Source organism: Rhizorhabdus phycosphaerae (assembly GCF_011044255.1).
In the GTDB taxonomy this organism is placed as follows: Bacteria; Pseudomonadota; Alphaproteobacteria; order Sphingomonadales; family Sphingomonadaceae; genus Rhizorhabdus; species Rhizorhabdus phycosphaerae.
The window spans coordinates 2,732,000-2,758,995 of sequence record NZ_CP049107.1; the positions used below are offsets into that span (position 1 = coordinate 2,732,000).

Annotated in this window: 28 protein-coding genes; 18 read left to right on the plus strand and 10 right to left on the minus strand. The window is 66.4% G+C overall.

Annotated features, from left to right (window positions below; all coding sequences use genetic code 11):
• Window positions 1-13: 13 nt before the first annotated feature.
• The 7 genes from G6P88_RS12685 (at window position 14) to dapD (ending at window position 5,556) form a co-directional block, all read left to right on the plus strand.
• The gene (locus tag G6P88_RS12685) at window positions 14-1,096 is read left to right on the plus strand and encodes a SufB/SufD family protein (protein WP_165323489.1); all 1,083 of its coding nucleotides are present in this window, start codon (window positions 14-16) and stop codon (window positions 1,094-1,096) included.
• Window positions 1,093-2,307, plus strand: a complete 1,215-nt coding sequence (locus G6P88_RS12690) for a cysteine desulfurase (protein ID WP_165323490.1) — start codon at window positions 1,093-1,095, stop codon at window positions 2,305-2,307. Before G6P88_RS12685 ends, G6P88_RS12690 begins: the two co-directional genes overlap by 4 nt.
• Window positions 2,304-2,804, plus strand: a complete 501-nt coding sequence (locus G6P88_RS12695; RefSeq protein WP_165323491.1) for an SUF system Fe-S cluster assembly protein — start codon at window positions 2,304-2,306, stop codon at window positions 2,802-2,804. Before G6P88_RS12690 ends, G6P88_RS12695 begins: the two co-directional genes overlap by 4 nt.
• 25 nt (window positions 2,805-2,829) lie before the next feature.
• Window positions 2,830-3,192 carry a HesB/IscA family protein gene (locus G6P88_RS12700; protein ID WP_165323492.1) on the plus strand — a complete coding sequence of 121 codons (363 nt, stop codon included), beginning with the start codon at window positions 2,830-2,832 and terminating at the stop codon, window positions 3,190-3,192.
• A gap of 86 nt (window positions 3,193-3,278) precedes the next feature.
• Entirely contained in the window at window positions 3,279-3,971 is a 693-nt protein-coding gene (locus tag G6P88_RS12705; protein WP_165323493.1) for a VIT1/CCC1 transporter family protein, read from the plus strand.
• Window positions 3,972-4,052: 81 nt separating this feature from the next.
• Window positions 4,053-4,721 carry a pyrimidine 5'-nucleotidase gene (locus G6P88_RS12710; protein ID WP_165323494.1) on the plus strand — a complete coding sequence of 223 codons (669 nt, stop codon included), beginning with the start codon at window positions 4,053-4,055 and terminating at the stop codon, window positions 4,719-4,721.
• A gap of 10 nt (window positions 4,722-4,731) precedes the next feature.
• Window positions 4,732-5,556: a 2,3,4,5-tetrahydropyridine-2,6-dicarboxylate N-succinyltransferase gene (gene dapD / locus G6P88_RS12715; protein WP_165323495.1), complete on the plus strand. Its 825-nt coding sequence runs from the start codon at window positions 4,732-4,734 to the stop codon at window positions 5,554-5,556.
• A 161-nt stretch (window positions 5,557-5,717) separates the two neighbouring features.
• Here the strand turns inward: dapD and argB are convergent, their stop codons facing one another.
• On the minus strand, window positions 5,718-6,623 hold the full coding sequence (gene argB, locus G6P88_RS12720; RefSeq protein ID WP_165323496.1) for an acetylglutamate kinase: 906 nt from the start codon (window positions 6,621-6,623) through the stop codon (window positions 5,718-5,720).
• 80 nt (window positions 6,624-6,703) lie between these two features.
• Window positions 6,704-7,360 carry a queuosine precursor transporter gene (locus tag G6P88_RS12725; protein ID WP_165323497.1) on the minus strand — a complete coding sequence of 219 codons (657 nt, stop codon included), beginning with the start codon at window positions 7,358-7,360 and terminating at the stop codon, window positions 6,704-6,706.
• A 101-nt stretch (window positions 7,361-7,461) separates the two neighbouring features.
• Here G6P88_RS12725 and G6P88_RS12730 point away from each other — a divergent pair, with 101 nt between their 5' ends.
• The 3 genes from G6P88_RS12730 (at window position 7,462) to G6P88_RS12740 (ending at window position 9,816) form a co-directional block, all read left to right on the plus strand.
• Window positions 7,462-8,718 (plus strand): NupC/NupG family nucleoside CNT transporter, encoded by a 1,257-nt coding sequence (locus G6P88_RS12730; RefSeq protein ID WP_165323498.1) that lies wholly within the window; start codon window positions 7,462-7,464, stop codon window positions 8,716-8,718.
• Between the two features lie 64 nt (window positions 8,719-8,782).
• Complete coding sequence (locus G6P88_RS12735) at window positions 8,783-9,004, plus strand: hypothetical protein (protein WP_165323499.1); 222 nt, start codon at window positions 8,783-8,785, stop codon at window positions 9,002-9,004.
• A 53-nt stretch (window positions 9,005-9,057) separates the two neighbouring features.
• A complete protein-coding gene (locus G6P88_RS12740) occupies window positions 9,058-9,816 on the plus strand; it encodes a MerR family transcriptional regulator (RefSeq protein ID WP_165323500.1) in 759 nt (252 codons plus the stop codon).
• 34 nt (window positions 9,817-9,850) lie between these two features.
• Here G6P88_RS12740 and rpoN read toward each other — a convergent pair whose 3' ends face one another.
• From rpoN to G6P88_RS12770, 6 genes are all read right to left on the minus strand, one after another.
• Entirely contained in the window at window positions 9,851-11,407 is a 1,557-nt protein-coding gene (gene rpoN / locus G6P88_RS12745) for an RNA polymerase factor sigma-54 (protein ID WP_165323501.1), read from the minus strand.
• 23 nt (window positions 11,408-11,430) lie between these two features.
• Entirely contained in the window at window positions 11,431-12,207 is a 777-nt protein-coding gene (gene lptB, locus G6P88_RS12750; RefSeq protein WP_165323502.1) for an LPS export ABC transporter ATP-binding protein, read from the minus strand.
• 157 nt (window positions 12,208-12,364) lie between these two features.
• The gene (locus G6P88_RS12755) at window positions 12,365-12,877 is read right to left on the minus strand and encodes an LptA/OstA family protein (protein ID WP_165323503.1); all 513 of its coding nucleotides are present in this window, start codon (window positions 12,875-12,877) and stop codon (window positions 12,365-12,367) included.
• 20 nt (window positions 12,878-12,897) lie between these two features.
• Window positions 12,898-13,575, minus strand: coding sequence for an LPS export ABC transporter periplasmic protein LptC (gene lptC / locus G6P88_RS12760; protein ID WP_165323504.1), 678 nt, complete (start codon window positions 13,573-13,575; stop codon window positions 12,898-12,900).
• A gap of 42 nt (window positions 13,576-13,617) precedes the next feature.
• Window positions 13,618-14,235 (minus strand): ribonuclease D, encoded by a 618-nt coding sequence (locus G6P88_RS12765; RefSeq protein ID WP_165323505.1) that lies wholly within the window; start codon window positions 14,233-14,235, stop codon window positions 13,618-13,620.
• A 36-nt stretch (window positions 14,236-14,271) separates the two neighbouring features.
• Entirely contained in the window at window positions 14,272-15,033 is a 762-nt protein-coding gene (locus tag G6P88_RS12770) for a TerC family protein (protein WP_165323506.1), read from the minus strand.
• A gap of 375 nt (window positions 15,034-15,408) precedes the next feature.
• On the opposite strand from G6P88_RS12770, the gene G6P88_RS20445 reads away from it, so the two are divergent.
• Window positions 15,409-16,236, plus strand: a complete 828-nt coding sequence (locus G6P88_RS20445; RefSeq protein ID WP_165323507.1) for a cold-shock protein — start codon at window positions 15,409-15,411, stop codon at window positions 16,234-16,236.
• Between the two features lie 102 nt (window positions 16,237-16,338).
• Here the strand turns inward: G6P88_RS20445 and msrB are convergent, their stop codons facing one another.
• Window positions 16,339-16,824, minus strand: a complete 486-nt coding sequence (msrB, locus tag G6P88_RS12780; RefSeq protein ID WP_206335760.1) for a peptide-methionine (R)-S-oxide reductase MsrB — start codon at window positions 16,822-16,824, stop codon at window positions 16,339-16,341.
• Between the two features lie 89 nt (window positions 16,825-16,913).
• Here msrB and queG point away from each other — a divergent pair, with 89 nt between their 5' ends.
• The gene (gene queG, locus G6P88_RS12785; RefSeq protein ID WP_165325172.1) at window positions 16,914-18,062 is read left to right on the plus strand and encodes a tRNA epoxyqueuosine(34) reductase QueG; all 1,149 of its coding nucleotides are present in this window, start codon (window positions 16,914-16,916) and stop codon (window positions 18,060-18,062) included.
• A 37-nt stretch (window positions 18,063-18,099) separates the two neighbouring features.
• Window positions 18,100-18,972, plus strand: a complete 873-nt coding sequence (locus tag G6P88_RS12790; RefSeq protein WP_206335947.1) for a 3-hydroxyacyl-CoA dehydrogenase family protein — start codon at window positions 18,100-18,102, stop codon at window positions 18,970-18,972.
• A 49-nt stretch (window positions 18,973-19,021) separates the two neighbouring features.
• Here G6P88_RS12790 and G6P88_RS12795 read toward each other — a convergent pair whose 3' ends face one another.
• Window positions 19,022-20,440, minus strand: coding sequence for a helix-turn-helix domain-containing protein (locus G6P88_RS12795; protein ID WP_165323508.1), 1,419 nt, complete (start codon window positions 20,438-20,440; stop codon window positions 19,022-19,024).
• A gap of 133 nt (window positions 20,441-20,573) precedes the next feature.
• Between G6P88_RS12795 and G6P88_RS12800 the strand changes: the two genes are divergently transcribed.
• The 5 genes from G6P88_RS12800 (at window position 20,574) to bioB (ending at window position 26,993) form a co-directional block, all read left to right on the plus strand.
• Window positions 20,574-22,106 (plus strand): acyl-CoA carboxylase subunit beta, encoded by a 1,533-nt coding sequence (locus G6P88_RS12800; protein ID WP_165323509.1) that lies wholly within the window; start codon window positions 20,574-20,576, stop codon window positions 22,104-22,106.
• A 30-nt stretch (window positions 22,107-22,136) separates the two neighbouring features.
• A complete protein-coding gene (bktB, locus tag G6P88_RS12805) occupies window positions 22,137-23,324 on the plus strand; it encodes a beta-ketothiolase BktB (protein ID WP_165323510.1) in 1,188 nt (395 codons plus the stop codon).
• Window positions 23,325-23,396: 72 nt separating this feature from the next.
• Window positions 23,397-23,834, plus strand: a complete 438-nt coding sequence (gene mce / locus G6P88_RS12810; RefSeq protein ID WP_165323511.1) for a methylmalonyl-CoA epimerase — start codon at window positions 23,397-23,399, stop codon at window positions 23,832-23,834.
• 19 nt (window positions 23,835-23,853) lie between these two features.
• The gene (gene scpA, locus G6P88_RS12815) at window positions 23,854-26,004 is read left to right on the plus strand and encodes a methylmalonyl-CoA mutase (RefSeq protein ID WP_165323512.1); all 2,151 of its coding nucleotides are present in this window, start codon (window positions 23,854-23,856) and stop codon (window positions 26,002-26,004) included.
• On the plus strand, window positions 26,001-26,993 hold the full coding sequence (bioB, locus tag G6P88_RS12820) for a biotin synthase BioB (protein ID WP_165323513.1): 993 nt from the start codon (window positions 26,001-26,003) through the stop codon (window positions 26,991-26,993). Before scpA ends, bioB begins: the two co-directional genes overlap by 4 nt.
• Window positions 26,994-26,996 lie beyond the last annotated feature (3 nt).

The window sequence follows — 26,996 nt, forward strand, 5'->3', positions numbered from 1 at the left end:
GGGAGGAATGGGCATGACTCTCTCGCTTCCCTCGCCTCGTGACGAGGCATGGCGCTGGTCAGATCTCTCCGGGCTGGAAGCATTGGCGTCGGAATCGAAGCGCGATGTGCCCGTCGACGTGGCCGGTCTCTGGATCGGCAGCGGTCCGCGGCTGCTGTTCGTCGATGGGCGCTTCGATGCGGAGCGCAGCAGTTCCGGTCCGGTCACGGTCGGCACGGTGGACGCGACGTCCGTGCACCCGCTGGGTCGTCTGGCCCAGGGGCAGGGCTGGACCCTGACGTTGGGCAAGGATGCTGTCGCCGGCGCGCCGCCGGTCGAGATCGTTCATGTCGCGACCGGCGGGGCGAATCATGTGCCGGCGAGCATCGAACTCGGCGAGGATGCCCATGCGTCGATCGTCGAGACCTATGTCGGCGACGGCTGGACGAACCGGCTGACCCGCATCGCGCTGAGCCGCTCGGCGCGGCTGATGCGGGCGATCCGGATCGTGCAGGAAACGGGCTTCGTCTCGCTGCGCGACGAAGCGCGGCTGGACGGGGGCGCGAGCCTCGTCACCACGCTGCTCGGCGCGGGCGGGGCGGGAACCCGGCTCGACGCCGAGATTCGCATCAAGGGACCGGGCGCCGTCGCCGAACATGGCGGTGCGCTGCTGGCGCGCGGCGAGCAGCGCCATGACGCGGCGGTCGTGGTCCACCATGCCAGTGCGGAGGGCACGAGCCGCCAGCTGTGGCGCGCGGTCGCCGACGACCGTGCGACGACGAGCATGGCCGCGAAGGTCGAAGTGGCGCGCGACGCGCAGAAGACCGACGGCGAGCAGAGCCTGCGCGGGTTGATGCTCAAGCGCACCGCTACGGTGAACCTTAAGCCCGAGCTCGAGATCTTCGCCGACGACGTGAAATGCGCGCATGGCGCCACGGTCGGCGAACTCGATGCGCAGGCGCTGTTCTACATGACCTCGCGCGGCATCACCCCCGATCGTGCCCGCGCGCTGTTGACCCAGGCCTTCATCGCCGACGCGCTGTCGCGGATCGGCGACGAGGCGGTGCGTGAGGCGTTCCAGGCGGATGCCGAGGCCTGGCTGGAGGAGAGAGCATGAATGCGATCGCCGACATCGCGAAGATGAGCCGCCGGGCCGACTTTCCGGGCCTTCCCGAGGGTTGGCATTATCTCGACACCGCCGCCACGGCGCAGAAGCCGCAGGCCGTGATCGATGCCATCGCCCGAGCCTATGGCGAGGATTATGCGACCGTCCATCGCGGCGTCTATCGCCGCTCGGCCGACATGACGATCGCCTATGAGGCGGCGCGCCAGCGGGTCGCCCGCTTCGTCAACGCGCGCAGCAGCGACGAGATCGTCTTCGTCCGCGGCGCCACCGAGGCGATCAACCTGGTGGCGCAGAGCTGGGGCGTGTCGACGCTCAAGGCTGGCGACCGCATCCTGCTGTCGCAGCTCGAACATCATTCGAACATCGTCCCGTGGCAGTTGCTGCGCGAGCGTACCGGGGTCGAGATCGACGTCTGCCCGCTGACCGCCGACGGCCGGATCGACCTCGACGCCGCCGAGGCGATGCTGACCGATCGGCACCGTCTGGTGGCGCTCGCCCATGTGTCGAACGTGCTGGGCTCGGCTCTCGACGCGCGCCGCGCCGCCGATCTGGCGCACCGCGTCGGCGCGAAGATCCTGATCGACGGTTGTCAGGCGGTACCGCGGATGACGGTCGACGTGCAAGCGCTCGACTGCGATTTCTACGTCTTTTCCGGGCACAAGCTCTATGGCCCCACCGGGATCGGCGCCTTGTGGGCGCGCGGAGAGCTGCTCGACGCGATGCCACCCTATCAGGGTGGCGGATCGATGATCGACCGCGTCACCTTTGCCGCGACCAGCTGGGCGCCGCCGCCGCAGCGTTTCGAGGCGGGGACTCCCAACATCGTCGGCGCGCTGGGTCTCCGTGCCGCGATCGACTATGTCGATGCGATCGGGCTCGATGCGATCGAGGCGCATGAGAAGGCGCTGGTCGCCAAGGCGCGCGACGCGCTGTCGGCGATCAACAGCGTGCGGCTGTTCGGGCCGGCGGACTCGGCGGGAATCGTCAGCTTCGCGATCGAGGGGGTGCATCCCCACGACATCGGCACCATATTGGACGAGGAAGGCGTGGCGATCCGCGCGGGGCACCATTGTGCCCAGCCGCTGATGGACCATCTCGACCTGCCGGCGACGGCGCGGGCGAGCTTCGGTATCTATAATGACGAGGATGACGTGGCCGCTCTGGCGCGCGGGATCGAACGTGTGACGCGGATATTCGGATGATGGACGAACGGACCAACGACAGCGGCAAGATCCTGACCGAAGAGGTCGAATCGGTGACGCCCCCGCCCCGGGTGCGGGTCGATCTCGAAGCGCTCGATGCGGACAGGCCTGCGGAGCAACCCCCGCGGAAGCCCGATTATCTCGACGGTTTCCTGGCGCAGCGGCCGCAGGCCGACGCGGCGGGCGAGCCCGGCGGTGAAATCTACGAGGGTGTCATCACCGCTCTCAAGGAGATCTACGATCCGGAAATTCCGGTGAACATCTACGATCTCGGGCTCGTCTATGGCGTCGAGGTAGCGGATAATGCCCATGTCGTCGTGACGATGACGCTGACCACGCCGCACTGCCCGGTGGCCGAATCGATGCCGGGCGAAGTCGAGCTGCGGGTCGGGGCTGTGCCGGGGGTCGGCTCGGCAGAGGTCAACCTGATCTGGGATCCGCCCTGGGACCCGCAGAAGATGTCGGACGAAGCCAAGCTCGAACTGGGAATGCTCTGAACGCCCTTTGGGGATGGAGACCATAATGACCGCGACCACCACCACGACCCGCGCCCGCCCGGCTGCGCTGATCCTGACGCCATCGGCCGAGGCACGCATCGCCAGGCTGATGGAGACGGCGCCGGACGGTGCGATCGGGGTCAAGCTGTCGACCCCGCGTCGCGGCTGCTCGGGTCTCGCCTACTCGGTCGACTATGTGACCGAGGCCGACCCGTTCGACGAGAAGATCGTCACGCCCGGCGGCGATTTCTACGTCGACGGCGGGTCGCTTCTTTATCTGGTCGGCTCGACGATGGACTGGGTCGAGGACGATTTCTCGGCTGGCTTCGTCTTCCAGAATCCCAATGCCAAGGGCATGTGCGGCTGCGGCGAGAGCTTCACCGTCTGACGTCGTTCGTCGTCGTTCGCGCATCCATGCTATGACCGGCCTCGGCAGGCGATCTATGCCGATCGCCCCGACGAGGACGAGGCTCGATGAGGCGGCACAAGGAATCGCATCTGGTTGCGCGCATCGGCTGGCTTCGGGCCGCCGTACTGGGCGCGAATGACGGAATCGTCTCGACGGCGAGTCTGATCCTCGGCGTCGCCGCGTCGGGCGCCGACCGGCCTGCCCTGCTGGTTGCCGCGACGGCGGGCCTCGTCGCCGGCGCGATGTCGATGGCTGCAGGCGAATATGTCTCGGTGAGCTCGCAGGCGGACACCGAAGCCGCCGATCTCGGGCGCGAGCGCGACGAACTCGCGACGGACCCGCAGATGGAGCTGAAGGAACTCGCCGCCATCTATGTCGGGCGGGGCGTCGATCCCGAAACCGCCGACAAGGTCGCCGCGCAGATGATGGCGCGCGACGCGATCGGTGCCCATGCCCGCGACGAACTCAACATCACCGAGGTCACGACCGCGCGGCCGGTGGTCGCGGCACTCGCCTCGGCGGCAACCTTCACCGCCGGCGCGCTGCTGCCGCTGGTGCTGGCGGCCTCCTTGCCGATGGCCTGGATGGTCGCCGGTGAGGCGATCGGTTCGATCCTGTTCCTGGCATTGCTCGGCGCACTCGGCGCCCGGGCCGGTGGAGCGCCCGTCCTGCGGCCGGTGTTGCGGGTCGTCTTCTGGGGTGCTCTGGCGATGGCGCTCACGGCGGGAATCGGCAGTCTGGTCGGCACCGCCGTCTGACGCCCGGGGTTGATGGCCCTCCCTGGCTGGCGCCGTCGGCGCGGGTTGCCACCACTTCGTGCAACGGCTACTCGCGCGGCCATGGATGCAGCGCTCCGCCATATCGACGCCTGGATCTTCGATCTGGACAACACGCTCTACCCGGCGTCGGTCGACCTGTTCGGGCTGATCGACGTCCGCATGGGGCTCTATGTCCAGCGGCTGCTCGGCGTCGATCCGGTCGAGGCCAAGCGCGTCCAGAAGCAGATGTTCCGCGAGCATGGCACGACATTGTCGGGGCTGATGCAGAGCCACGGCATCGACCCGCACGAATTCCTCTCCTTCGTCCACGACATCGAGATGGACGTGCTGTCCGAGGATCGGCGTCTGATCGACGCGGTCGCGAAGCTGCCCGGCCGCAAGCTGATCTTCACCAATGGCGATGCCGATTATGCCGGTCGCGTGCTGCAGAAACTGGGCCTGTCGAAGAGCTTCGAGGCGATCCACGATATCCACGCCTGCGCCTATCAGCCCAAGCCCCACGCGGCGAGCTATGCGTCGATGGTCGAGGCCTTCGGCATCGATCCTCGCACCTCTCTGTTCGTCGAGGATATGGCCCGCAACCTGAAGCCCGCCAAGGCGATCGGCATGACCACCGTGTGGGTCAACAACGGGTCCGAATATGGCGACCACGAAGCCGACCACAGCTTCATCGACTATGAGATTCGCGATGTCGGGCACTGGCTCGACGAACTGACAGCCACGCTTTGAGGGGAACGACATGAGCGCCGATCTGCAGCAGATCATCGAAAAGGCCTGGGACGAACGCGAGAGCATCGGCTTCTCGACCAAGGGTGAGGTCCGCGACGCCGTCGACACCGCACTCGGCCTGCTCGATTCGGGCGAGCGGCGCGTGGCCGAGAAGGGCGAGGGCGGCTGGACCGTCAACCAGTGGCTCAAGAAGGCGGTCCTGCTGTCCTTCCGCCTCAACGACATGGAACTGATTCCCGGCGGTCCCGGCGGCACCAGCTGGTGGGACAAGGTGCCCTCGAAGTTCGCGGGTTGGGGCGAGGCAGAGTTCCGTTCCGCCGGCTTCCGCGCGGTGCCCGGTTCGATCGTCCGTCGCGGCGCGCACATCGCCAAGGGCGCGGTGCTGATGCCCAGCTTCGTCAATCTCGGCGCCTTCGTCGGCGAAGGCACGATGGTCGACACCTGGACGACGGTCGGCAGCTGCGCGCAGATCGGCCGCAACGTCCATCTGTCGGGCGGCGTCGGCATTGGCGGCGTGCTCGAGCCACTGCAGGCGGGCCCGGTCGTGATCGAGGACGACTGCTTCATCGGCGCCCGCTCGGAAGTGGCCGAGGGCGTTGTGGTCGAGCAGGGCGCGGTGCTGTCGATGGGCGTCTATCTCGGCGCGTCGACCAAGATCGTCGACCGCGCGAGCGGCGAGGTCTTCATCGGGCGCGTGCCGAGCTATTCGGTGGTCGTCCCCGGCACGCTGCCGGGCAAGGATGGCGGCCCCGGCCTCTATTGCGCGGTGATCGTGAAGCGCGTCGACGCGCAGACCCGATCGAAGACCGGCATCAACGAGCTGCTGCGCGACTGAGCCTCATGATGTCCCTCCCCTTCGGGGGAGGGATGTAAGGGTGGGGTGCGGAAATGAGGGAGGCGATGCCTCAACAGTGAGGCTGTGCCTTACAAGCGAGGGAGCTCGCTGGCGCTCGCACCCACCCCTTTCCCCTCCCTTGAAAGGGAGGGGCTTATTTTCTAGCCCATGCCGATCAGGGTGCCGGCGCCGCGCTTGGTGAAGGCTTCGATCAGCATCGCGTGGGGCACCCGTCCGTCGAGGATGACGGCGGCATCGACCCCGCCCTCGACCGCATCGACGCAGGTCTCGAGCTTGGGGATCATGCCGCCCTGGATCGTGCCGTCCTCGCGCAGGGCTGCGATCTGCGGCGGGCTGAGTTCGCGGATCAGCTGCTTCTGCTTGTCGAGCACGCCGGCCACGTCGGTCAGCAGGAACAGGCGGGCGGCGCCAAGGGCGATGGCGATCGCGCCGGCCATGGTGTCGGCATTGACGTTATATGTGTGGCCGTCCTCGCCGATCGCGATCGGCGCGATGACCGGAATCATGCCGGCCTTGGAAATGGTGTCGATCACACGGCGGTCGATATCGGCAGGTTCGCCGACGAAACCCAGATCGACGACCTCGTCGAGGTCGTTTTCCGGGTTGCGGCGCGTCCTGCTGACCTTCTCGGCGACGACCATGCGGCCATCCTTGCCGGAGAGGCCGACCGCGCGGCCGCCCGCCTGCGCGATCCAGGACACGATTTCCTTGTTGATCGATCCGCACAGCACCATCTCGGCGATGCGCGCGGTTTCGGCATCGGTGACGCGCAGTCCGTCGACGAAGCTGCTCTCGACGCCCAGCGTCTTGAGCATGCGGCCGATCTGCGGGCCGCCGCCATGGACCACCACCGGGTTGATCCCGACCGCCTTGAGCAGCACGATGTCCTCGGCGAAATCGCGCGCGGCCTCGGGATCGCCCATGGCGTGACCGCCATATTTCACCACGAAGGTCTCGCCGGCATAGCGCTGCATATAGGGCAGCGCCTCGGTGAGGGTCTCGGCCTTGGACAGGAGGATCGGGTCGGGGCTGTGATCGGTCGACATGGCGCGCCCCTTAGCGGAGGCGGGGCGCGGGATAAAGCATCGCTTTCAGCCTGTGCCGGCTTCCAATCCCGGACAGCCGCTCAGCCGCGCGCGTCTATCCGGCGGCCGGCGGCCACGAAGGCGGTGATCAGCGGGGGAACCAGCACGATCGAGAGGACGACCTTGGTCAGCATCTGGCCGCCCATCAGGCCGACTATCTCGCGCTCGCCGTAGAAGCTGATCGTGATGAACATGATCGTGTCGGCGATCTGGCTGATCACGCTCGCGATCATGCCGCGCAGCCAGACGAAGCGCCCGACCCCGCTGCCCTTCAACCGGTCGAAGATCAGCACGTTGAGCGTCTGAGACAGCCCATAGGAGATCAGGCCGGCGATCATCATCCGGGCGCCCTGGCCGACGACGATCGGAAAGGCTTCGACGGCGGGCGGGTACATGCCCGGATCGGTCGGCAGGGCGAGCACCAGCTGGATGAGCAGTGCCGACATGATCAGCGGCAGGAAGCCCCAGCGCACGAGCGAATCGGCCACCGTCCGCCCGTGCAGCTCGGCCACCGCGCTGCCCATGACGACCAGCAGCAGAAAGGCGAATATGCCTGCCTCTACGGCAAGCGGGCCGAGCGCCACCTGCTTCACCCCGAGCACCCCGGCGATGCACACCATGCCGCCATAGAAGATCGAGATGACGAACAGCGAGCGAGGCGGGCGGGCGTCCTGCGCCGGCGGGATGGAGGCGGTCATGCCGCACTGCTAACGGCTTTGCGGCGGCGGCGAAAGAGCGCTTGACCGGCGCCACGCGCTCGACAAGGTGGGCCTTTCATCGCGCTTTGGGAAGTTTCCGGATGACGAAATGGCTGACCGGGCTGGCCGGCATCGTGCTGATCCTGCTCGTGGCGGTGGCGCTGTCGTCCGACCGGAAGGCGATCCGCCTGCGCGTCGTGGGTTCGGCCTTTGCGCTGCAGGCGGGCATCGCCGTGCTCGTCCTCTACGTGCCCTGGGGGCGTGCGCTGCTCGGCGGTATGGCCTCTGGCGTTTCGAGCCTGCTGAGCTATGCCCAGTCGGGGACCAATTTCCTGTTCGGTTCGCTGGTCAAGCCCGAGATCGGCGGCAACAGCTTCGCGCTCGCCGCGCTTCCGGTGATCATCTTCTTCGCCTCGCTGGTCTCGATCCTCTATTATCTGGGCATCATGCAGTTCGTGATCCGCTGGGTGGGCGGTGCGATTGAGAAGGTGACCGGCGTGTCGAAGGTCGAGTCGCTGTGCGCGGCGGCGAACATCTTCGTCGGGCAGAGCGAGTCGCCACTCGTGATCCGGCCCTATCTGGCGGGCCTCGCGCCGCACCAGATGTTCGCAGTGATGGCGACGGGCATGGCCGGCGTGGCGGGCACCATCCTGGCCGCCTATGCTGCGATGGGGATTAGCGTCGACCTGCTGCTTGCGGCGAGCTTCATGGCGGCGCCGGGCGGGTTGCTGATGGCCAAGATCATGATGCCCGATCCGGTTCTGCCCGAGGGCCGGTCGGCCGACCTGCTCGAGGAGGAGGCGATCGCGATCGCCGAGGCCAATGAGGAAGGCGAGCGTCCGGACAATATCATCATGGCGGCGGCGCTGGGCGCGCAGACCGGCGTGCGCATCGCGGTGTCGGTCGGCGCGATGGTGCTGGCCTTCGTCGGCCTCGTGGCGCTCGCCAACGGGCTGCTCGGCCAGGCGGGCGCGCTGTTCGGCTATCCGACGCTCAGCTTCCAGCAGATATTGGGGTTCATCTTCGCACCGATCATGGTCCTGCTGAACATCCCCTGGGACCAGGCGCAGATCGTCGGCGGGCTGTTCGGCGAAAAGGTCACCCTCAACGAGTTCGTGGCCTATATCCATCTCGGGCAGATCAAGGACACGCTGAGTCCGCACAGCGTCGCCGTCACCACTTTCGCGCTGTGCGGCTTCGCCAATTTCTCCTCGATCGCGATCCAGATGGCGTCGGCCGGCAGCCTGGCTCCGAACCAGCGGCCGATGATCGCCCGGCTGGGCATCAAGGCGCTCGTCGCCGGCAGTCTGGCGAACCTCATGTCGGCGGCGCTGGCAGGTCTTCTCATCGCCTCCTGAACCCTATCGCCTGCTCCTGCGTTAGGCGGATATCGTCACGCAGGTCTCTGGCAGGAGTTCGGACATGAAATGCGCATTGGCGATCGGCGCGGCCCTGATCGTGGCGGTGCCGATCATGACCCTTCCTTCGGGCAGGGCGGGGGCGGCGTCGGCTGCCGATACCGTGCCGCTCGACCTATCAACCCTCGATGAGAGTGACCCTCGCCTTAACGAGCAGACGAAGCCGCCACTGAAGGCCTCGACGATCGAGGGGCTTGGTCTGCTCACCGGATTTTCGAAGGGCTGAGTATCGCCTTTGCGGCTTGAACTTGACCCAGGGTCAAGCGCTACTCCGCCGTCATGGAGCCGATTCTCGACATTGCCACCGTCGTCCGCTCAACGGGCGTCACATCACGCGCTTTGCGCTTCTATGAAGCGCGGGGCCTGATCCGTCCGCTCCGGACTGCCAGCGGAAGACGCGCTTATGGTTCGGGCGAGCTGGCCCGGCTCGACGCCATTCTCACCCTGAAGCGCGCCGGGTTCAGCCTGTCGGCGATCGCGGCGATGCTGGCGGATCGCAAGGCTGATCTCGGCAATCAGGTCGCCGCACGGCTGGCCGAGCTCGAGATCCGCGCCGCCGAGATCGCCGAAACCCGCTTGTTGCTCCAGACGACCCTGTCCCGCATCGATCGCGGCGAGCCGATCGACGTCGCGACCCTCTGCTCGCTGATCCGATGTGGAGACGAGACAATGAGCGAAGAGAAATGGCAGGCGGTCGTGGACCGTTATTACGGACCCGGAGAGCAGCAGCATTGGTCCGACCGCAAGGCGCTGCTGCCGGCCGATTTCGATCCGAAGGCCTATGCCGAGGCGTGGAAGGATCTGGGCGCCAGGATCGAGGCGGCGTTGCCGCTCGATCCGGCCAGTCCGCGCGCTCAGGCCTATCTGGCCGAATGGCGGGCTTTGCTCGAGCCGTTCACTCGGGTGGCAAGCCCCGAAATGATGGCGGGAGCGTCCCGGCTTTATGACCGCATGGACGAATGGCAAAGCGAGGTCGAAGCGCCCTTCTCCTCGCGGGTGTGGGCCTTCGTTCAGGCCGCGTCGGCTACGGCCGGCTGAGGCGATCGCAGCGTGCGAGGCGGTGTAGCGCGCGCTACGCCGCCTTCATCGCCCGCTGACGCCGGCGCTGGACCGAGGAGCCGAGGCCGATCGCTTCGCGATATTTGGCGACGGTGCGGCGGGCGAGGTCGAACCCCTTGTCGCGCAGCAGTTCGACCAGCTTGTCGTCGGACAAAATGTCGTCGCCCTCGGCTGCGATCAGCTTGGCGATCTGGCTCTTGACCGCTTCGGCTGACACCGCGTCGCCGCCATCGGCCGCGGCCACGCCCGAGGTGAAGAAATATTTGAGCTCGTGCAGCCCGCGCTCGCAGAACAGATATTTGTTCGAGGTCACGCGGCTGATCGTCGATTCGTGCATGCCGACCGCATCGGCGACGGTCCTGAGCGTCAGCGGGCGAAGATGTTCGACTCCATGGAGGAAGAAGGCTTCCTGCTGCTTGACGATTTCCTGCGTGACCTTGACGATCGTCCGGGCGCGCTGGTCGAGCGCCTTTACCAGCCAGTTGGCCGAGGCGAGGCATTCGCCGAGCCACGCCTTGCTGCTCTTGTCCTGCGGTCCGCTCGACAACTCCGCATAATAGCTGCGGTTGACGATCAGACGGGGCAGGCTGGCATTGTTCAGTTCGATCGCCCAGCCGTCGCCTTTGCGCCGCACGAATATATCCGGGGTGACCGGCGCGGCGGGTTCGCCGCCGAAGCGCAGCCCCGGCTTGGGGTCATAGCCCCGCAGCTCGCGGATCATGTCGGCCATGTCTTCCTCGTCGACACCGCACAGCCGCCGTAGCTGGGGGATCGCGCCCCGCGCCAGCAGGTCGAGATTGTCGATCAGCTTCGCCATCGCCGGATCGTAGCGGTCCGCCTCGCGCGCCTGGAGCGCGATGCACTCGGCGAGCGAGCGGGCGCCGACACCGGTCGGATCGAGCGTCTGGATCACCGACAGCACCCGCTCGACGTCGAACAGCGGCACGTCGAGGGCCTGCGCGATGTCGAAGGTCTGCCCCTCGAAATAGCCGGCCTCGTCGATCAGGTCGATCAGGCGCACGGCAATGGCAAGGTCCGCTCCGGACAGAATCTCGCCGGCCTGGGCGAGGAGATGGTCGTGAAGCGACAGATCGGCCGAGGCGCTCTCGCCCGGATCGAACGCGTCCTCCGAGGCGGAGCCCGCCGCGCCCTGCACGCCGAGGGCGCCGTCCATGCCCTGCAACGAGTCGCTCGGGCTGTCATGGTGGAAGGTTTCGGCCGCATAATCGGCGTCGAGCGGGGCGTCGGCGACCCCGTCTCCTGCCTCGATCAGGCGGTCGGCGGTCGGTCCGCCATCATCGAACTCGCCAAAGCCATCGTCGAAATCGCCCCCATCCGGTGTCGCATCGAAGGCCGGCGCGTCCGACGGATCGCCCGCCGGATCTCCGGCGGGCTCACTGTCCCCGCGTTCGCCGCCGGATTCCAGCAGGGGGTTCTTCTCGATCTCCTCGGCGATGAAGGCCTCGATCTCGAGATTGGAGAGCGCCAGCAGCTTGATCGCCTGCTGGAGCTGCGGCGTCATGACCAGCGACTGGCTCTGCCGTAGGTCGAGGCGCGGCCCCAATGCCATGGTTCAGAGCCCCCGGGGCATGGTCAGAGCGAGAAGCCCTCGCCCAGATAGAGGCGACGGACATTGGGATCGGCGACGAGCGCGGCGGGACTGCCCTGGAACAGCACCTTGCCGTCATAGATGATGCAGGCGCGATCGACGATGTCGAGCGTCTCGCGGACATTGTGATCGGTGATCAGCACGCCGATGTCGCGGCTCTTCAGGTCGCGGACGAGATCACGGATATCGGCGATCGAGATCGGGTCGATGCCGGCGAAAGGCTCGTCGAGCAGCATGATCGACGGATCAGCGGCCAGCGCGCGGGCGATCTCGCAGCGCCGCCGCTCGCCGCCCGACAGCGCCATGGCGGGCGAGTCGCGCAGATGCGTCAGGTGGAACTCGGTCAGCAGCGAATCGAGGCGCTCGGTGCGCTGGGCCTTGTCGGGTTCGATCAGCTCGAGCACCGCCATGATGTTCTGGCTGACCGACAGGCCACGGAAGATCGAGGTTTCCTGCGGCAGATAGCCGAGCCCCAATATGGCGCGCCGGTACATCGGCAGGGTGGTGATGTCGTCGCCGTCGAGCAGGATGCGACCGGCGTCGGGGCGGACCAGCCCCATCACCGAATAGAAGCAGGTCGTCTTGCCGGCGCCGTTCGGGCCGAGCAGGCCGACCACTTCGCCCCGGGCGACATCGAGCGAGATGTCGCTCAGCACCTGGCGCCGATCATAGCTCTTCGCGATCGAAACCACCGACAAGCCGCGCACCACGCCCGTGCCGTCTGAGCCGGCGGGTCGTTCGAGAGTGGCTGAGTCATTCATGGTCGGATCATCCCGGCGATCGGTTCGCTTATGGCCTGATTAGCCGAGCCCGCCCTTCATGGAAACTGGCAAGCTTCCTGCATGGACGTTTTTGGCGCCGGCCGGTTGGATGGGGACGATGGCGTGGGTCGCGCTGCGAGTCCGGCCCGTCCGCCGATCAGTTCTGCGAGCGCGGCGGAGGCGTGAAGCGGCCGGTGACGCGACCGCCACCGCTGCCGGCTGCCCCGCCGTCGAGCGAGGCCAGGCCGCTGTTCATGTTGATCACGAGCCGGTTGCCCTTGGTTTCGCCCTTGCCGGCACGGCTGACGGTGACGCCGCCGATCATCGTCACGAGCCGGGTGCGCAGATCGTAGATCGCATATTGCGAACGGGCGGTCTCGGTCGCGGTGGTGAGGACGACGCTGCCCGAGGCGTCCATGCGATTGACCTGGGTCTGGGCGGCCGAGCTGTAGTTGATCGTCACGCGTGCGGCCCGCAGGGTCATGTCGCCCTGCTTGACCTCGACATTGCCGGTCAGGATCGCGCGATCTGTGCGGTCCTGCAGTTCGATTCGGTCGGCAGCGAAATCGACGGGCGCGTTGGCATTGTGGTTTTTCAGCGAGGTCGTGGTCTGCGCGGCGAGCGGAAGCGCAGTCAGCGACAGCGTCGCGACCAGCAGCCTTTTCGCCATTCGAGCCCGTCCGACCACGCTCAACCTCCGTTCTTCGCCCGCGCAGGAGCCTTGGGCGCTGCTGTGGCGCTTCGCTGGTCGATATGCAAGCGCGCTCGGCCTTCCAGAACGACGACCCTGGCATTGAGGTCCGCGGTGAAGCGGTCGCCGGAGAAGGTGCCGACGTTCATGCGCCCGTCGACAGGCCCCTCGCTCGCCACCTTGCGCGTCTGCAGGTCGATGCCGACGTCGCGGGTCTGGATATTATAGCCGTCGGCCGAGGTGAAATGGACCGGTCCGTCGATCGCGACCTTCTCGCTGTCCATGTCGTAGCGGCCATTATTGGCGACGATGCGCGCGGGCCCCTCGGGAAGCTGGATCTGCGCGGCGAGCTTCTGCATCCGCACCACCGGGTCGCGCGAGGTGGTCTGGACGGCCGAACCGGCGGTGAGCTGGAAGGCCTGCCCCTTGGCGTCCTGCCCGCGATAGGTGGCGGTGGTGACGCGCATCCGCTCCCGCGCAACGGCCACCCGGTCCTTCGACAGGACGAAGCTGATGTCCCGGCCCACCGTCAACGGGGCGATGGCCAGGAGGATGGCGAGGATGGCGATGGCGACCGGCAGCACCAGGCGCAATATCCCGATCAGCCGATCGTGCCGGCTGCCGCTGGCGGCCCAGAGCTGACGCTGGCTGCGGGCGCGGTCGGCGAGTTCGGACATGCGTCGGAGCTCCGTCAGGCAGTGGCGCGGGCGCGCCGGAGATCAGACATGCGCGAAGATGTCGATTTCCGGCCAGCCAGCGAGGTCCAGCTCGGCGCGGGCCGGCAGGAAGTCGAAACAGGCTTGTGCCAGCGCGGTGCGGCCTTCCCGGGCGAGACGCTCGTCGAGGATGGTGCGCATTGCGTGTAGATAGCGGACATCGGACGCGGCATAGTCCTTCTGCGCTTCGGACAGGTCAGGGGCGCCCCAGTCCGACGACTGCTGCTGCTTGGACACGTCCTGGCCGAGAAGCTCGCGCACCAGTTCCTTCAGCCCATGGCGGTCGGTGTAGGTGCGGATCAGCCGCGAGGCCGTCTTGGTGCAATAGACCGGTGCGGCCATCACGCCGATATAATGTTTGATCGCCGCCAGGTCGAAGCGGGCGAAATGATAGAGCTTCAGTCGCTCCGGATCGGCGAGTACCGCGCGCAGATTGGGGGCCGCATAGTCGCTGCCGGGCGCGAAGCGGACGAGATGTTCGTCGCCCCGCCCGTCGGAGATCTGGACCAGGCAGAGCCGGTCGCGCGGGGTGATCAGCCCCATCGTCTCGGTGTCGACCGCGACCGGCCCGGGGCCCAGCGCGCCCTCGGGCAGGTCTTCCTGATGCAAATAGACTGTCATCGCATCGCCATAAGGCCGGCAGCGGTCGAGGGCAACTTACTTCCCTGCCTGCTCCGCCGCCCGACGCAGGCGCAGTCGGCGGTTGCGCTGGATCATGTTGAGCGCTTCCACGCCTGCCGAAAAGGCCATGGCGGCATAGATGTAGCCCTTGGGAACATGCACCCCGAAGCCCTCGGCGATCAGCGTCATGCCGATCATGAACAGGAAGGCGAGCGCGAGCATGACGATCGTCGGGTTCTTCTCGATGAAGCGCGACAGAGGGCCGGCGGCGGTCATCATGGCGATGACTGCGGCGATCACCGCGACGAACATGATGGGGACATGTTCGGTCATGCCGACGGCGGTGATGATCGAATCGATCGAGAAGACGAGGTCGAGCAGGATGATCTGGAAGATCACCGCGCCGAAGCCCAGACCGGTCTTCTTTCCGTCGAACATCTCGCCTTCGTCATCCTGGTCGACATTATGGTGGATCTCCTTTGTCGCTTTCCAGACCAGGAAGAGGCCACCGGCGATCAGGATGAGGTCGCGCCAGGACAGCGGCTGGCCGAACAGCTCGAACAAGGGCTGGGTCAGCGTGACGATGAAGGCGACGAGACTGAGCAGGGCGAGGCGAAGAACCAGAGCCAGCGAGATGCCGATCATCCGCGCCTTGGCGCGATAGGCGTCGGGCAGCTTGTTGGTCAGGATCGAGATGAAGATCAGATTGTCGATCCCCAGCACCACTTCCATCGTCACGAGCGCGGCGAGTGCGGCCCAGTTGGCGGGATCGGCGAAGATAGCGAGGATGTCCGACATGATGCCCTTGCGGATTGGGAGAGATTCGCGGCCGTAACGTATCCGTTCGGGCGAAGGTTCCGGCGCGGAGAAGAACGCAGCTTCTGCCCGGCGCGACTCGGGCGATCAAGCCGCATGTCGAAGAACTTTTCGCGCGGCGCTCGTCAATGCCAAAGCGCGAAAATACGGTAACATTATCGGTCTGTCGACATTTTGGACCGAATTGACGCCGTCCAGACGGGGTCTTCGCCATGAAAGCGCTCGCAGTATCGCGCTGTTTGCTTTATGTCTGTTGGATGGCGCGGATGGTTTTTGCGTGCCGGAAGGATGACGTGCCCACGCCCGGCGCCACGTCCTTTCGTTGAATGGGGCGAGATTCGGGAAGAATTGCAAGGCATGGGTTTCGATAGAGGTAGGCGCGGTCCGCGCGGCGGCAGGGACAAGCGCGATGGCTTCGGTGACGACAGCTTCGGCGGTTACAGCGGCGGCGGTGGCGGCTATGGCGGCGGCGGTGATCGCTTCGGCGGTGGCGGCGGTTACGGCGGCGGTGGTGGCGATCGCTTCGGCGGTGGCGGCGGCTACGGCGGCGGTGGCGGCGATCGCTTCGGCGGCGGCGGTGGCGGCGGCTACGGTGGCGGCGGCGGCGGTGGCTTCCGCGGCGGCGGTGGCGGCGGCGGTTTCCGCGGCGGCGGCGGTGGCGGCGGCGGCATGCCGGCGCAGGTCATCGGCGAGGGCAAGGGCATCGTCAAATTCTTCAACGGACAGAAGGGCTTCGGCTTCATCGTTCGTGACGATGGCGGTGAGGACGTGTTCGTCCATATCTCTGCCGTCGAGCAGGCCGGCCTGACCGGTCTCGCCGAAGGACAGCCGCTCGAGTTCACGCTCGTCGATCGCGGCGGCCGCATCTCGGCCACCGACCTCAAGATCGATGGTGAGCCTATGGCCGTCGAGGATCGCGGTCCGCGTCCGGCACCCGGTGCCGGTGCCGGCCCCGCGCGCCAGCTCACCGGTGAGAAGGCGAGCGGCACGGTCAAGTTCTTCAACGCGATGAAGGGCTTCGGCTTCATCCAGCGCGATGACGGACAGCCCGACGCGTTCGTTCACATCTCGGCCGTCGAGCGCGCCGGTATGACGAACCTCAACGAAGGCGACCGCCTCGAGTTCGAACTCGAGGTCGATCGTCGCGGCAAATATGCTGCGGTGAACCTGTCGCCGCTCAGCTGATCTCGCGATCGGCTTGAAGATAGGCCCGGCTCTCTCCCGAGAGCCGGGCTTTTCTTTTGTCCGGCGTGGCGGGAATCCTAAGGCCGCGTTGCTGTGCGAACCTCAGGCCTTCTTCGGCACGAAGCGCATCGCGACGCCGTTCATGCAGTAACGCTTGCCGGTTGGCGGCGGCCCGTCGTCGAACACATGGCCGAGATGCCCGCCACAGCGGCTGCAATGCACCTCGGTGCGCGGATAGCCGATCTTGTAATCGGTGGTGGTGCCGACCGCGCCGGGCAGCGGGCGGAAGAAGCTCGGCCAGCCCGTTCCGCTGTCGAACTTGGTCAGCGACGAAAACAGGGGCAGGTCGCAGCCCGCGCACAGGAAGTTGCCCGACCGCTTCTCCTTGTCGAGCGGGCTCGTATAGGCCCGCTCGGTTGCCTGTTCCCGCAGCACCGCATAGGCGGCCGGGCTGAGTTTGCGGCGCCACTCCGCTTCGCTCATCGTCACCGCGAAGCGCTTGCCGGGAGCGGAAAAGGCCCGACCGCCCAGCGCCGCGCCGATCATCGTCACCACGCCCGCGCCGAGCACCATCCGTCGATCGATCATGATCCTGTCTCCTCTATTCCGGATATGGGCTCGAGGAAGATACGCGACAAGCGTGGCTCCGGTTACGATCGCGTCCTAAAGAGGCGATGATGACCCTCGACCCTTATAGTCTGCGCGACGCGATACGAGCCCAGGCGGCGGCGCTAGGCTTCGCCGCCTGCGGATTCGCCCGGGCGGATGCCGCACCGGAGGCGGCTGGGCATCTGGACCGCTGGCTCGAATCCGGTGCGCATGGATCGATGGACTGGATGGAAGCCCGCCGCGAGCAGCGCGCCCGCCCGCAGGCGCTATGGCCCGATGCGCGCAGTCTGATCATGCTCGGCATGAGCTATGCGCCGAAGGAAGATCCGCTGCGGCTGGCCGGCGCGCCGGGCATCGGCCGCATCTCCGTCTATGCGCAGGGCAGCGACTATCATGACATCGTCAAGAAGGCGCTCAAGGCGCTCGCCCGCTGGCTGGTCGAGCAGGCCGGCGGCGAGCTCAAGGTCTTCGTCGACACCGCGCCCGTGATGGAAAAGCCGCTCGCCGCCGCCGCCGGCATCGGCTGGCAGGGTAAGCACAGCAACCTGGTCTCGCGCACCCATGGCAGCTGGTTGTTTCTCGGCGCGATCATGACCAGCCTCGACCTGCCCTCCGACCCCCCCCAGGCGGACCATTGCGGCAGCTGCGACGCCTGTCAGCGCGCCTGTCCGACCGATGCTTTTCCGCGACCCTATATTCTCGATGCGCGACGCTGCGTTTCCTATCTGACGATCGAGCATAAGGGGCCGATAGCGTTCGACCTGCGCGAAGGGATAGGCAATCGCATTTATGGCTGCGACGATTGTCTTGCCGTCTGTCCCTGGAACAAGTTCGCCGCGGCGGGGGCTGCAAACAAGGCCTTCGCCGCCCGCGCCGAACTGGCGGCGCCCGAGCTGGAGGACCTTCTGGGCCTCGATGATCCGGGCTTTCGCGCGGTTTTTGCGGGATCACCGATCAAGCGGATCGGACGTGACCGGATGATGCGCAACGCGTTGATCGCAGCGGGCAACGGGGCATCGCCCCATCTCGCCAAGCCCGTCGCGCGGCTGCTGGACGATCCTGCCGCGGAGGTGCGCGGCGCCGCGATCTGGGCGCTGGCGCGGATCGATCCCGATGCGGTCGCAGCCGAGGCGAACCGCCGCCGGGGCTATGAAAATGACCAGCAGGTCCAGACCGAATGGGATGTTGCGATTGCGAAGGCGACGGAGCGGGGATAACAGCCACGCCGAGTCAATGAATTCGGGAGACAGGATGATGGTGGATATCGTCGGAGTCGTCGGCGCGGGGCAGATGGGCGCGGGCATTGCGCAGATCGCCGCACAGGCCGGAATCAAGGTGCTTCTCTCCGACGTGTCGCTTGAGGTCGCGGCCAAGGGCAAGGCCGGCATCGTCAAGCAGCTCGATCGCGCGGTAGAGCGCGGTAAGCTCGACGCCGCCAAGCGCGATGCGACCGTCGCCCTGCTCGAGCCGGTTGCCGATCTCGAACCGATGCGCGCCGCCGACCTGATCATCGAGGCCGCAACCGAGCGTGAGCCGATCAAGAGGACCATCTTCGACAATATCGGCAAGGTGCTCGCGCCCAACGCGATCCTCGCCACCAACACCTCGTCGATCTCGATCACGCGTCTGGCGCAGGCCGCGCCCGATCCCGCACGCTTCATCGGCATGCATTTCTTCAATCCGGTCCCGCTGATGCCGTTGCTCGAGCTCATCAAGGGCCTCGCCACCGGTTCCGCCGCCGTCGAGATCGCCGAGGAATTCGGGCGCAAGACCGGCAAGACGACGATCCTGGCTGCCGACAGCCCCGGCTTCGTGGTCAACCGCATCCTGCTGCCGCTGCTCAACGAAGCCTGCTTCGCGGCCGGCGAGCGGCTCGCCTCGATCCCTGACATCGACGCCGGCATGAAGCTCGGCTGCGGCCATCCGATGGGCCCGCTGACCCTGGCCGACATGGTCGGCCTCGACACGATCGTCGAGGTGCTCAAGGTGTTCCAGGCCGATTTCGGCGATCCGAAGTACCGCCCTGCGCCGATCCTCGTGAAGATGGTCGAGGCCGGCTGGCTCGGCCGCAAGACGGGCAAGGGCTTCTACGACTATTCGGGCGAGACGCCGGTCCCGTCCTTCTGATCGCCACTGGTTGATCGACCGTGGGGCGCGGCTTTCCGGGCCGCGCCCGTCAGGCGAGCCGATAGGGCACGACGTCGCGATTGTCGGCGTCGACAGTGATCGGCTGCCCCGCCGGCGGGAAGGCGCGCTGGTCGCAATGCGGCCGCGGGCATAGCCGGCACGAGATGCCGATCGGCGTGGCCGCGCCGAGATTGGCGGTGTCGAGCGCATCGGCGTAAATGAAGTCACGCGCATGCTCGACCTCGCAGCCGAGCGCGACTGCGAAGCGGCGCGGCGCGCGGGTGAAGCTTCCCGACGGCTTCACCAGACCCTTGGCCATCGAGACATAGCGCACCCCGTCGGGCATCTCCGCCAGCTGGACGAGGATACGGTCTGGGATCGCCACGGCTTCGTGGACGATCCACAGCGGGCAGGCACCGCCGAAGCGGGCGAATTGCAGCCGCGTCGCCGAATGGCGCTTGGTGATGTTGCCGGCCATGTCGACCCGGCAGAAGAAGAAGGGGATGCCACGCTCGCCGGGACGCTGCAGCGTCGACAGGCGGTGGCAGGCCTGTTCGAAGCTCACCCCGAAGCGCTGGCACAGCCGGTCGATGTCGTGGCGCAGCGCGCGGGCGGTCTCGCGAAAGCGGCCATAGGGCATCAGCAGCGCACCGGCGGCATAATTTGCGAGGCCGACCGACAGCAGCGGGTGGGCCTCGGCCGCGCGCAGCCGCGCCTGGGCGGCGACGGCGGCGATCTGCCAGCGGAATTCGAGCTGGGCGAGCTGATGGGCCATGGTGAAGCGGCGCGTTTCGGGCGGCTGGGCTGAACCGATGGTAAGCAGCCCGCGCGCCCGGTCGAACCGGCGCAGCATCCCGCCATCATCGACAGCGATCACGGTGTCGACGCCGTGTCGCTTTTTCAGCGCATGGGCGAGCAGCGCCTCGGGCAGTGGCTCTGCGGCGAATTCGTTCGCCAGCGTCTCGGCGGCCCGGTCGATATTGTCGACATAATTGCCGGCCTCGTGAAACCAGTCGCGCACCTCTTCCCAGGGCAGGCGGTCGTCGCCCGGCACCCCGCTGGCGAAGCGGTCGTCGTTGAGCTGAAGCCTCTCCTCGGCGCGGCGCTTGGCGTCGTGGAGGCGGATGAACTGGTCGGCGAACTGCGGCTGCTGCTCGACCAGCCGGTGCAGCGCCTGCGGCTCCACTCCCGCCCCCGCGAACAGCGGATCGGCGAGCGCCTCGCGCAGCCCGGCAAGGCGCCGGTCGCTGTCCTCGGCGGCGTTGTTGTTCCAGTCGATCGGGAAGGCGGCGGCGAAGGCCTCGTTCACCGCGGGTGTGATCGGGCGGTCGTCATTCTCCAGCTGCGACAGGTAGGAAACCGACAGGCCGACGCGCGCAGCCATGGCCGCCTGGCCCAGGCCGACCCTCTGTCGCAACTGCTTCAATTCGTGGCCCGCAAAGAGGCGGGTACCGGCTCGCCGTGCCATCGCTCCTCCGGGATTCGCATTGGCGACTATTTGCAAACCCGTATTTCGCAAATCCGCAAGTTCACATTTGCCTTATCGGCGAAAGCTTGGAAAGGGGGCGCAACTATGAATCCGAAGGGAGCATTGGACCCGAATGCTGGCGATCCTGCAGAAGCTCGAGGAAAAGCGCGCGGCGGCGCGGCTCGGTGGCGGACAGAAGCGCATCGATGCGCAGCACGCGAAGGGCAAGCTGACGGCGCGCGAGCGCATTGACGTTCTGCTCGATGCGGACTCGTTCGAGGAGCTCGACATGTATGTCGAGCATAATTGCACCGACTTCGGCATGGAGGCCGAGCATATTCCGGGCGACGGTGTCGTCACCGGTTCGGGCACGATCAACGGCCGTCTCGTCTTCGTCTTCAGCCAGGACTTCACCGTCTATGGCGGCGCTTTGTCCGAACGGCATGCGCAGAAGATCTGCAAGATCATGGACATGGCGCTGAAGGTCGGCGCGCCCGTGATCGGCCTCAACGATTCGGGCGGCGCCCGCATCCAGGAGGGCGTCGCCTCGCTCGGCGGCTATGCCGAGGTGTTCCAGCGCAACATCCTCGCCTCGGGCGTCGTGCCGCAGATCAGCGTGATCATGGGCCCCTGCGCCGGCGGCGCGGTCTATTCGCCGGCGATGACCGACTTCATCTTCATGGTGAAGGACAGCTCGTTCATGTTCGTGACCGGCCCCGACGTGGTGAAGACCGTCACCAACGAGGTCGTCACCCAGGAGGAGCTTGGCGGTGCGGTCACGCACACGACCAAGACCTCGGTCGCCGACAATGCCTTCGAGAACGATATCGAGGCGCTGCTGAGCGTCCGCGAATTCGTCGACTTCCTGCCGCTGTCGAACCGGCACGAACTGCCGACCCGCCCGACCGACGATCCTTGGGATCGCCTCGAGCCCAGCCTCGATACGCTGATCCCCGACAGCGCGGCCAAGCCCTATGACATGAAGGAGCTGATCGCGAAGGTCGTCGACGAAGGCGACTTCTTCGAGGTGCAGCCGAACCATGCCGCGAACATCGTGATCGGCTTCGGCCGGATCGAAGGCCGCCCGGTGGGCATCGTCGCCAACCAGCCGATGGTGCTGGCGGGCGTGCTCGACATCAACTCGTCGAAGAAGGCGGCGCGCTTCGTCCGCTTCTGCGACGCCTTCGATATTCCGATCGTCACCTTCGTCGACGTGCCCGGCTTCCTGCCCGGCACCGCGCAGGAGCATAACGGCATCATCAAGCATGGCGCCAAGCTGCTCTTCGCCTATGGCGAGGCGACCGTCCCGAAGATCACCGTCATCACGCGCAAGGCCTATGGCGGCGCCTATGACGTGATGGCCTCCAAGCATCTGCGCGGCGACCTCAACTATGCCTGGCCCACCGCCGAGATCGCGGTCATGGGCGCCAAGGGCGCGGTCGAGATCATCTTCCGCAAGGACATAGGCGACGCACAGAAGATCGCCGAACGGACCAAGGAATATGAGGATCGCTTCGCCAACCCGTTCGTGGCGGCGTCGAAGGGCTTCATCGACGAGGTGATCATGCCGCACTCCACGCGGCGGCGGATCGCCCTGGGTCTTCGCAAGCTCAAGAACAAGAGCCTCGAAAACCCCTGGAAGAAGCACGACAACATCCCGCTCTGAAGAAGCGGGGGTCAATTGCAGGAATCGAACATGGCCCAATTCGAAGACATCTACATCGTCGGCGGCGTACGGACCGCGATCGGCGACTTCGGCGGTGCGCTGAAGGGCTTCTATCCGTCCGACCTGGGTGGTCTCGTCGCGACCGAGGCGCTGTCGCGCGCCGGTGTCGCCCCCGCCGATGTGGGCCATGTCGTGTTCGGCCAGGTCATGCCGACCAGCGCCAAGGACGCGATGCTGGCGCGCACGATCGCGCTCAACGCCGGCGTTCCATTCGAGGTCCCCGCGATGACGCTGAACCGCCTGTGCGGCTCGGGCATCCAGGCGATCGTCTCTTCGGCGCAGATGATGCAGCTCGGCGAAGCGACCATCACCCTCGCCGGTGGCGCTGAGTCGATGTCGAACGTGCCCTATCATGATCATGGTGCGCGCTGGGGCGTGAAGATGGGCAATAATGTGCTCGTCGATGCCCTGGTGCAGGGCCTGCAGGACGCCAGCGGCGGCTATCATATGGGCATCACCGCCGAAAATTGCGCCGACCGCCACGGCATCAGCCGCGAGGAGCAGGACGCGCTCGCGGTCGAGGGGCATCAGCGCGCCGCACGCGCGATCGCGGAAGGCCGCTTCAAGACGCAGATCCTTCCGGTCGAGATCAAGAGCCGCAAGGGCACCACCGTTTTCGACACCGACGAGCATGTCCGCGCCGACACCAAGATCGAGACGCTGGCCGCGATGAAGCCGGCCTTCAAGAAGGACGGCAGCGTCACCGCCGCCAACGCTTCGGGCATCAACGACGGCGCCGCTGCGGTGGTCCTCGCCACCGCGGGCGAGGTCGAGAAGCGTGGCCTCAAGCCGCTGGCGAAGATCGTCGCCTGGGGTCATGCCGGCGTCGAGCCCGAATATATGGGCGAAGGTCCGATCAAGGCGGTGCCGATCGCGCTGAAGCGCGCCGGCCTGACGCTGGCCGACATGGACGTGATCGAGGCCAACGAGGCGTTTGCCGCGCAGGCGCTGTCGGTTGCCAAGGCGCTCGGCTTCGACCGCGAAAAGCTGAACCCCAATGGTTCGGGCATCGCGCTGGGTCACCCGGTTGGTGCCACCGGCACGATCCTGACGGTCAAGGCGGCCTATGAGCTGGAACGGATCGGCGGTCGCTATGCGCTGATCACGATGTGCATCGGCGGCGGCCAGGGCATTGCCCTGATCATCGAGCGGGTCTGACGGACGGTCGGGCGTGCAGGCCTTCGCCGGTCGCACGCCCGACGGTCACAGCGGGTATAACGGGATATCGAGATGAAACTGGGCCGTCTTAATCATGTCGGGGTCGCGACCCCCTCGATCGAGAAGAGCATCGCCTTCTATCGCGACGTCATGGGTGCCGAGGTGGTCCGTGAACCGTTCGACCTTCCCGCGCAGGGGGTGAAAGTCTGCTTCGTCGACACGCCCAATACCCAGATCGAGCTGATCGAGCCGCTCGGCGAAAGCTCGCCGATCCACGGCTTCCTCGCCAAGAATCCGGCGGGCGGCCAGCATCATCTCTGCTATGAGGTGCCCGACATTCACGCCGCCAAGGCCTGGTTCGAGGGCAAGGGCGCGAAGGTGCTGGGCGAGCCGCGCATCGGCGCGCACGGTACCTATATCTTCTTCGTCCATCCCAAGGACATGGGCGGGGTGCTGACCGAGATCATGGAATCGCCGGGTGGTCCGAACGACCCCGGCACCGGCCACTGAGAAAGCCGAGGAATCTGCGATGAGCGACAAGACGCCCGATCTGGCCCAGTGGGAGGCCGCTGCCGCCAAGGAGGTCAAGGGCAAGGACCTGACCTGGAACACGCCCGAGGGCATCGCCGTGAAGCCGCTCTACACGGCGGACGACGTGGCCGATCTCGACCCGGGCCTGCCCGGCTTCGCCCCCTTCACCCGCGGCGTGCGTGCGTCGATGTATGCCGGTCGTCCCTGGACGATCCGCCAATATGCCGGTTTCTCGACCGCCGAGGAATCCAATGCCTTCTATCATCGCAATCTGAAGGCCGGGCAGAAGGGCCTGTCGGTCGCCTTCGACCTGGCCACCCACCGCGGCTATGACAGCGACCATCCGCGCGTGACCGGCGACGTCGGCAAGGCGGGCGTGGCGATCGACACGATCGACGACATGAAGATCCTGTTCGACGGCATTCCGCTCGATCAGATGTCGGTGTCGATGACGATGAACGGCGCGGTCATCCCGATCCTCGCCTTCTTCATCGTCGCGGGCGAGGAGCAGGGCGTTCCGATGGCTCAGCTCGACGGGACCATCCAGAACGACATCCTCAAGGAGTTCATGGTCCGCAACACCTATATCTACCCGCCCGAGCCGAGCATGCGGATCATCTCGGACATCTTCGCCTTCACCTCGCAGAACATGCCGAAGTTCAACTCGATCTCGATCTCCGGCTATCACATGCAGGAGGCGGGGGCGACGCAGGTCCAGGAGCTCGCCTTCACCATCGCCGACGGCATGGAATATGTGAAATATGGCGTGGCCTCGGGCCTCGACATCGACAAGTTCGCCGGACGGCTGAGCTTCTTCTTCGCGATCGGCATGAACTTCTTCATGGAGATCGCCAAGCTGCGCGCCGCGCGCGTCCTGTGGCACCGGGTGATGACGAAGCTCGGCGCGAAGGACGAACGCTCGAAGATGCTGCGCACCCACTGCCAGACGTCGGGCGTGTCGCTGACCGAGCAGGATCCGTACAACAACGTCATCCGCACCACGATCGAGGCGATGGCCGCGATGCTGGGCGGTACCCAGTCGCTCCACACCAACGCCCTCGACGAGGCGATCGCGCTGCCGACCGACTTCTCGGCCCGCATCGCGCGCAACACCCAGATCGTCATCCAGGAAGAGACCGGGATGACCAAGGTCGTCGATCCGCTGGGCGGCTCCTATTATATCGAGAGCCTGACGCAGCAGCTGGTCGACCGCGCCTGGGAGATCATCGAGAAGGTCGAGGCCGAGGGCGGCATGGCCAAGGCGGTCGCCGCCGGCTGGCCCAAGGCGATGATCGAGGAAGCATCGGCCGCGAAGGCCGCCCGGATCGACCGCGTCGAAGAGGTGATCGTCGGGGTCAACAAGTACAAGCTGGCCGAAGAGGATCCGATCGACATCCTCGACGTCGACAATGTCGCGGTCCGCGAAGCGCAGATCCGGCGTATCCAGAAGGTCAAGGCCGGTCGCGACGAGGCGAAGTGCCAGGCCGCGCTGGCTGCACTGACCGAGGGCGCGAAGGGCAAGGACAATCTTCTCGGACTGGCCGTGGAATGTGCCCGCGCGCGGGCGACCCTGGGCGAAATCTCCTCGGCGATGGAGGCGGTCTTCGGCCGCTTCGACACGACGCCGAAGCCGGTCAAGGGCATCTATGGCGGCGCCTATGGCGACGATCGCAGCTGGGCGGGCCTGATCGACGGCGTCGAGGCGATCACCCGCCGCAAGGGCCGCAAGCCGCGCATGCTGGTCGCCAAGATGGGCCAGGACGGCCATGATCGCGGCGCCAATCTCGTCTCGTCCGCCTTTGGCGATCTCGGCTTCGAGGTGGTTGCGGGGCCATTGTTCCAGACCCCTAAGGAAGCTGCCGATCTGGCGCTGAAGGCAGATGTCGACGTCGTCGGCGCATCGAGCCTGGCGGCGGGCCACAAGACGCTGATTCCCGAGCTGATCCAGCATCTGAAGGATGCGGGGCGTTCGGACATCAAGGTGATCGCCGGCGGGGTTATTCCCGCGCAGGATTATCAGTTCCTGCGCGACGTCGGGGTACAGGGCATTTTCGGGCCGGGGACCAATCTCGTCACCGCGGCTACTGAAGTTCTCCGCCTTCTGGGCCATAACCAGCCCCCGGAAAATGTTGAGGAGGCTGCCGAATGATCCGTCACGACTGGACCCGCGAGGAGATCGCGGCGCTGTTCGAAATGCCGTTCAACGACCTGCTGTGGCAGGCGCAGGCGGTGCACCGCCAGCATCACGACGCCAATGCGGTGCAGCTATCCACGCTGCTGTCGATCAAGACCGGCGGTTGCGCCGAGAATTGCGGCTATTGCAGCCAGGCGGCATCGAACGAGACGGAACTCAAGGCCTCGAAGCTGATGCAGGTCGAAGAGGTTCTCGCCGCCGCGCGCGAGGCGAAGGACTCCGGCTCCGAGCGTTTCTGCATGGGCGCTGCCTGGCGCAGCCCCAAGGACCGCGACATGGACGCGATCGTGGCGATGGTCGAGGGGGTCAAGGCGATGGGCCTCGAGACCTGCATGACGCTGGGCATGTTGTCGGACGAACAGACCGAGCGTCTCGCCGAGGCCGGGCTCGACTATTACAACCACAATCTCGACAGCTCGCCGGAATATTACGACAAGGTCGTGACAACCCGCACCTATGACGACCGGCTCCAGACGCTGGAGCGCGTGCGGAAAGCCGGGATCAATGTCTGCTGCGGCGGGATCGTCGGCATGGGCGAGGACCGCGCCGATCGCGTCGGTTTCATCCATGCGCTGGCGACCCTGCCCGACCATCCGGGGTCGGTCCCGATCAATGCGCTCGTGCCGGTCAAGGGCACGCCGCTCGGCGACATGCTCGAAGGGCTGCCCGAAGCACGAATCGACGATATCGAATTCGTCCGCACCGTCGCGGTCGCGCGGATCACCATGCCCGCCTCGGTCGTGCGCCTTTCGGCCGGTCGCGAAAGCATGGGCGATGCGACCCAGGCGCTGTGCTTCCTGGCGGGAGCCAATTCGATCTTCACCGGCGACCGGCTGCTGACCACGGGCAACCAGGGCAGCGATGCCGACAGCCGCCTGTTCGACAAGCTGGGCCTCAAGGGCTCGATCAACGACACCGCGCCGGAAGCCCTGGCCGCGGAATAGAAT

Excerpts from the sequence above, each read along its gene's own strand:
- G6P88_RS12710 (WP_165323494.1), top strand. The coding sequence starts at position 4,053 with ATGGATGCAGCGCTCCGCCATATCGACGCCTGGATCTTCGATCTGGAC.
- G6P88_RS12695 (WP_165323491.1), top strand. The coding sequence starts at position 2,304 with ATGATGGACGAACGGACCAACGACAGCGGCAAGATCCTGACCGAAGAG.
- G6P88_RS12700 (WP_165323492.1), top strand. The coding sequence starts at position 2,830 with ATGACCGCGACCACCACCACGACCCGCGCCCGCCCGGCTGCGCTGATC.
- G6P88_RS12685 (WP_165323489.1), top strand. The coding sequence starts at position 14 with ATGACTCTCTCGCTTCCCTCGCCTCGTGACGAGGCATGGCGCTGGTCA.
- bktB (WP_165323510.1), top strand. The coding sequence starts at position 22,137 with ATGGCCCAATTCGAAGACATCTACATCGTCGGCGGCGTACGGACCGCG.
- G6P88_RS12755 (WP_165323503.1), bottom strand. The coding sequence starts at position 12,877 with ATGGCGAAAAGGCTGCTGGTCGCGACGCTGTCGCTGACTGCGCTTCCG.
- G6P88_RS12725 (WP_165323497.1), bottom strand. The coding sequence starts at position 7,360 with ATGACCGCCTCCATCCCGCCGGCGCAGGACGCCCGCCCGCCTCGCTCG.
- G6P88_RS12735 (WP_165323499.1), top strand. The coding sequence starts at position 8,783 with ATGAAATGCGCATTGGCGATCGGCGCGGCCCTGATCGTGGCGGTGCCG.
- G6P88_RS12730 (WP_165323498.1), top strand. The coding sequence starts at position 7,462 with ATGACGAAATGGCTGACCGGGCTGGCCGGCATCGTGCTGATCCTGCTC.
- lptC (WP_165323504.1), bottom strand. The coding sequence starts at position 13,575 with ATGTCCGAACTCGCCGACCGCGCCCGCAGCCAGCGTCAGCTCTGGGCC.
- G6P88_RS12765 (WP_165323505.1), bottom strand. The coding sequence starts at position 14,235 with ATGACAGTCTATTTGCATCAGGAAGACCTGCCCGAGGGCGCGCTGGGC.
- argB (WP_165323496.1), bottom strand. The coding sequence starts at position 6,623 with ATGTCGACCGATCACAGCCCCGACCCGATCCTCCTGTCCAAGGCCGAG.
- G6P88_RS20445 (WP_165323507.1), top strand. The coding sequence starts at position 15,409 with ATGGGTTTCGATAGAGGTAGGCGCGGTCCGCGCGGCGGCAGGGACAAG.
- dapD (WP_165323495.1), top strand. The coding sequence starts at position 4,732 with ATGAGCGCCGATCTGCAGCAGATCATCGAAAAGGCCTGGGACGAACGC.
- G6P88_RS12795 (WP_165323508.1), bottom strand. The coding sequence starts at position 20,440 with ATGGCACGGCGAGCCGGTACCCGCCTCTTTGCGGGCCACGAATTGAAG.
- G6P88_RS12690 (WP_165323490.1), top strand. The coding sequence starts at position 1,093 with ATGAATGCGATCGCCGACATCGCGAAGATGAGCCGCCGGGCCGACTTT.
- G6P88_RS12740 (WP_165323500.1), top strand. The coding sequence starts at position 9,058 with ATGGAGCCGATTCTCGACATTGCCACCGTCGTCCGCTCAACGGGCGTC.
- G6P88_RS12705 (WP_165323493.1), top strand. The coding sequence starts at position 3,279 with ATGAGGCGGCACAAGGAATCGCATCTGGTTGCGCGCATCGGCTGGCTT.
- G6P88_RS12770 (WP_165323506.1), bottom strand. The coding sequence starts at position 15,033 with ATGTCGGACATCCTCGCTATCTTCGCCGATCCCGCCAACTGGGCCGCA.
- G6P88_RS12790 (WP_206335947.1), top strand. The coding sequence starts at position 18,100 with ATGGTGGATATCGTCGGAGTCGTCGGCGCGGGGCAGATGGGCGCGGGC.
- bioB (WP_165323513.1), top strand. The coding sequence starts at position 26,001 with ATGATCCGTCACGACTGGACCCGCGAGGAGATCGCGGCGCTGTTCGAA.
- msrB (WP_206335760.1), bottom strand. The coding sequence starts at position 16,824 with ATGATCGATCGACGGATGGTGCTCGGCGCGGGCGTGGTGACGATGATC.
- lptB (WP_165323502.1), bottom strand. The coding sequence starts at position 12,207 with ATGAATGACTCAGCCACTCTCGAACGACCCGCCGGCTCAGACGGCACG.
- queG (WP_165325172.1), top strand. The coding sequence starts at position 16,914 with ATGACCCTCGACCCTTATAGTCTGCGCGACGCGATACGAGCCCAGGCG.
- mce (WP_165323511.1), top strand. The coding sequence starts at position 23,397 with ATGAAACTGGGCCGTCTTAATCATGTCGGGGTCGCGACCCCCTCGATC.
- rpoN (WP_165323501.1), bottom strand. The coding sequence starts at position 11,407 with ATGGCATTGGGGCCGCGCCTCGACCTACGGCAGAGCCAGTCGCTGGTC.
- G6P88_RS12800 (WP_165323509.1), top strand. The coding sequence starts at position 20,574 with ATGCTGGCGATCCTGCAGAAGCTCGAGGAAAAGCGCGCGGCGGCGCGG.
- scpA (WP_165323512.1), top strand. The coding sequence starts at position 23,854 with ATGAGCGACAAGACGCCCGATCTGGCCCAGTGGGAGGCCGCTGCCGCC.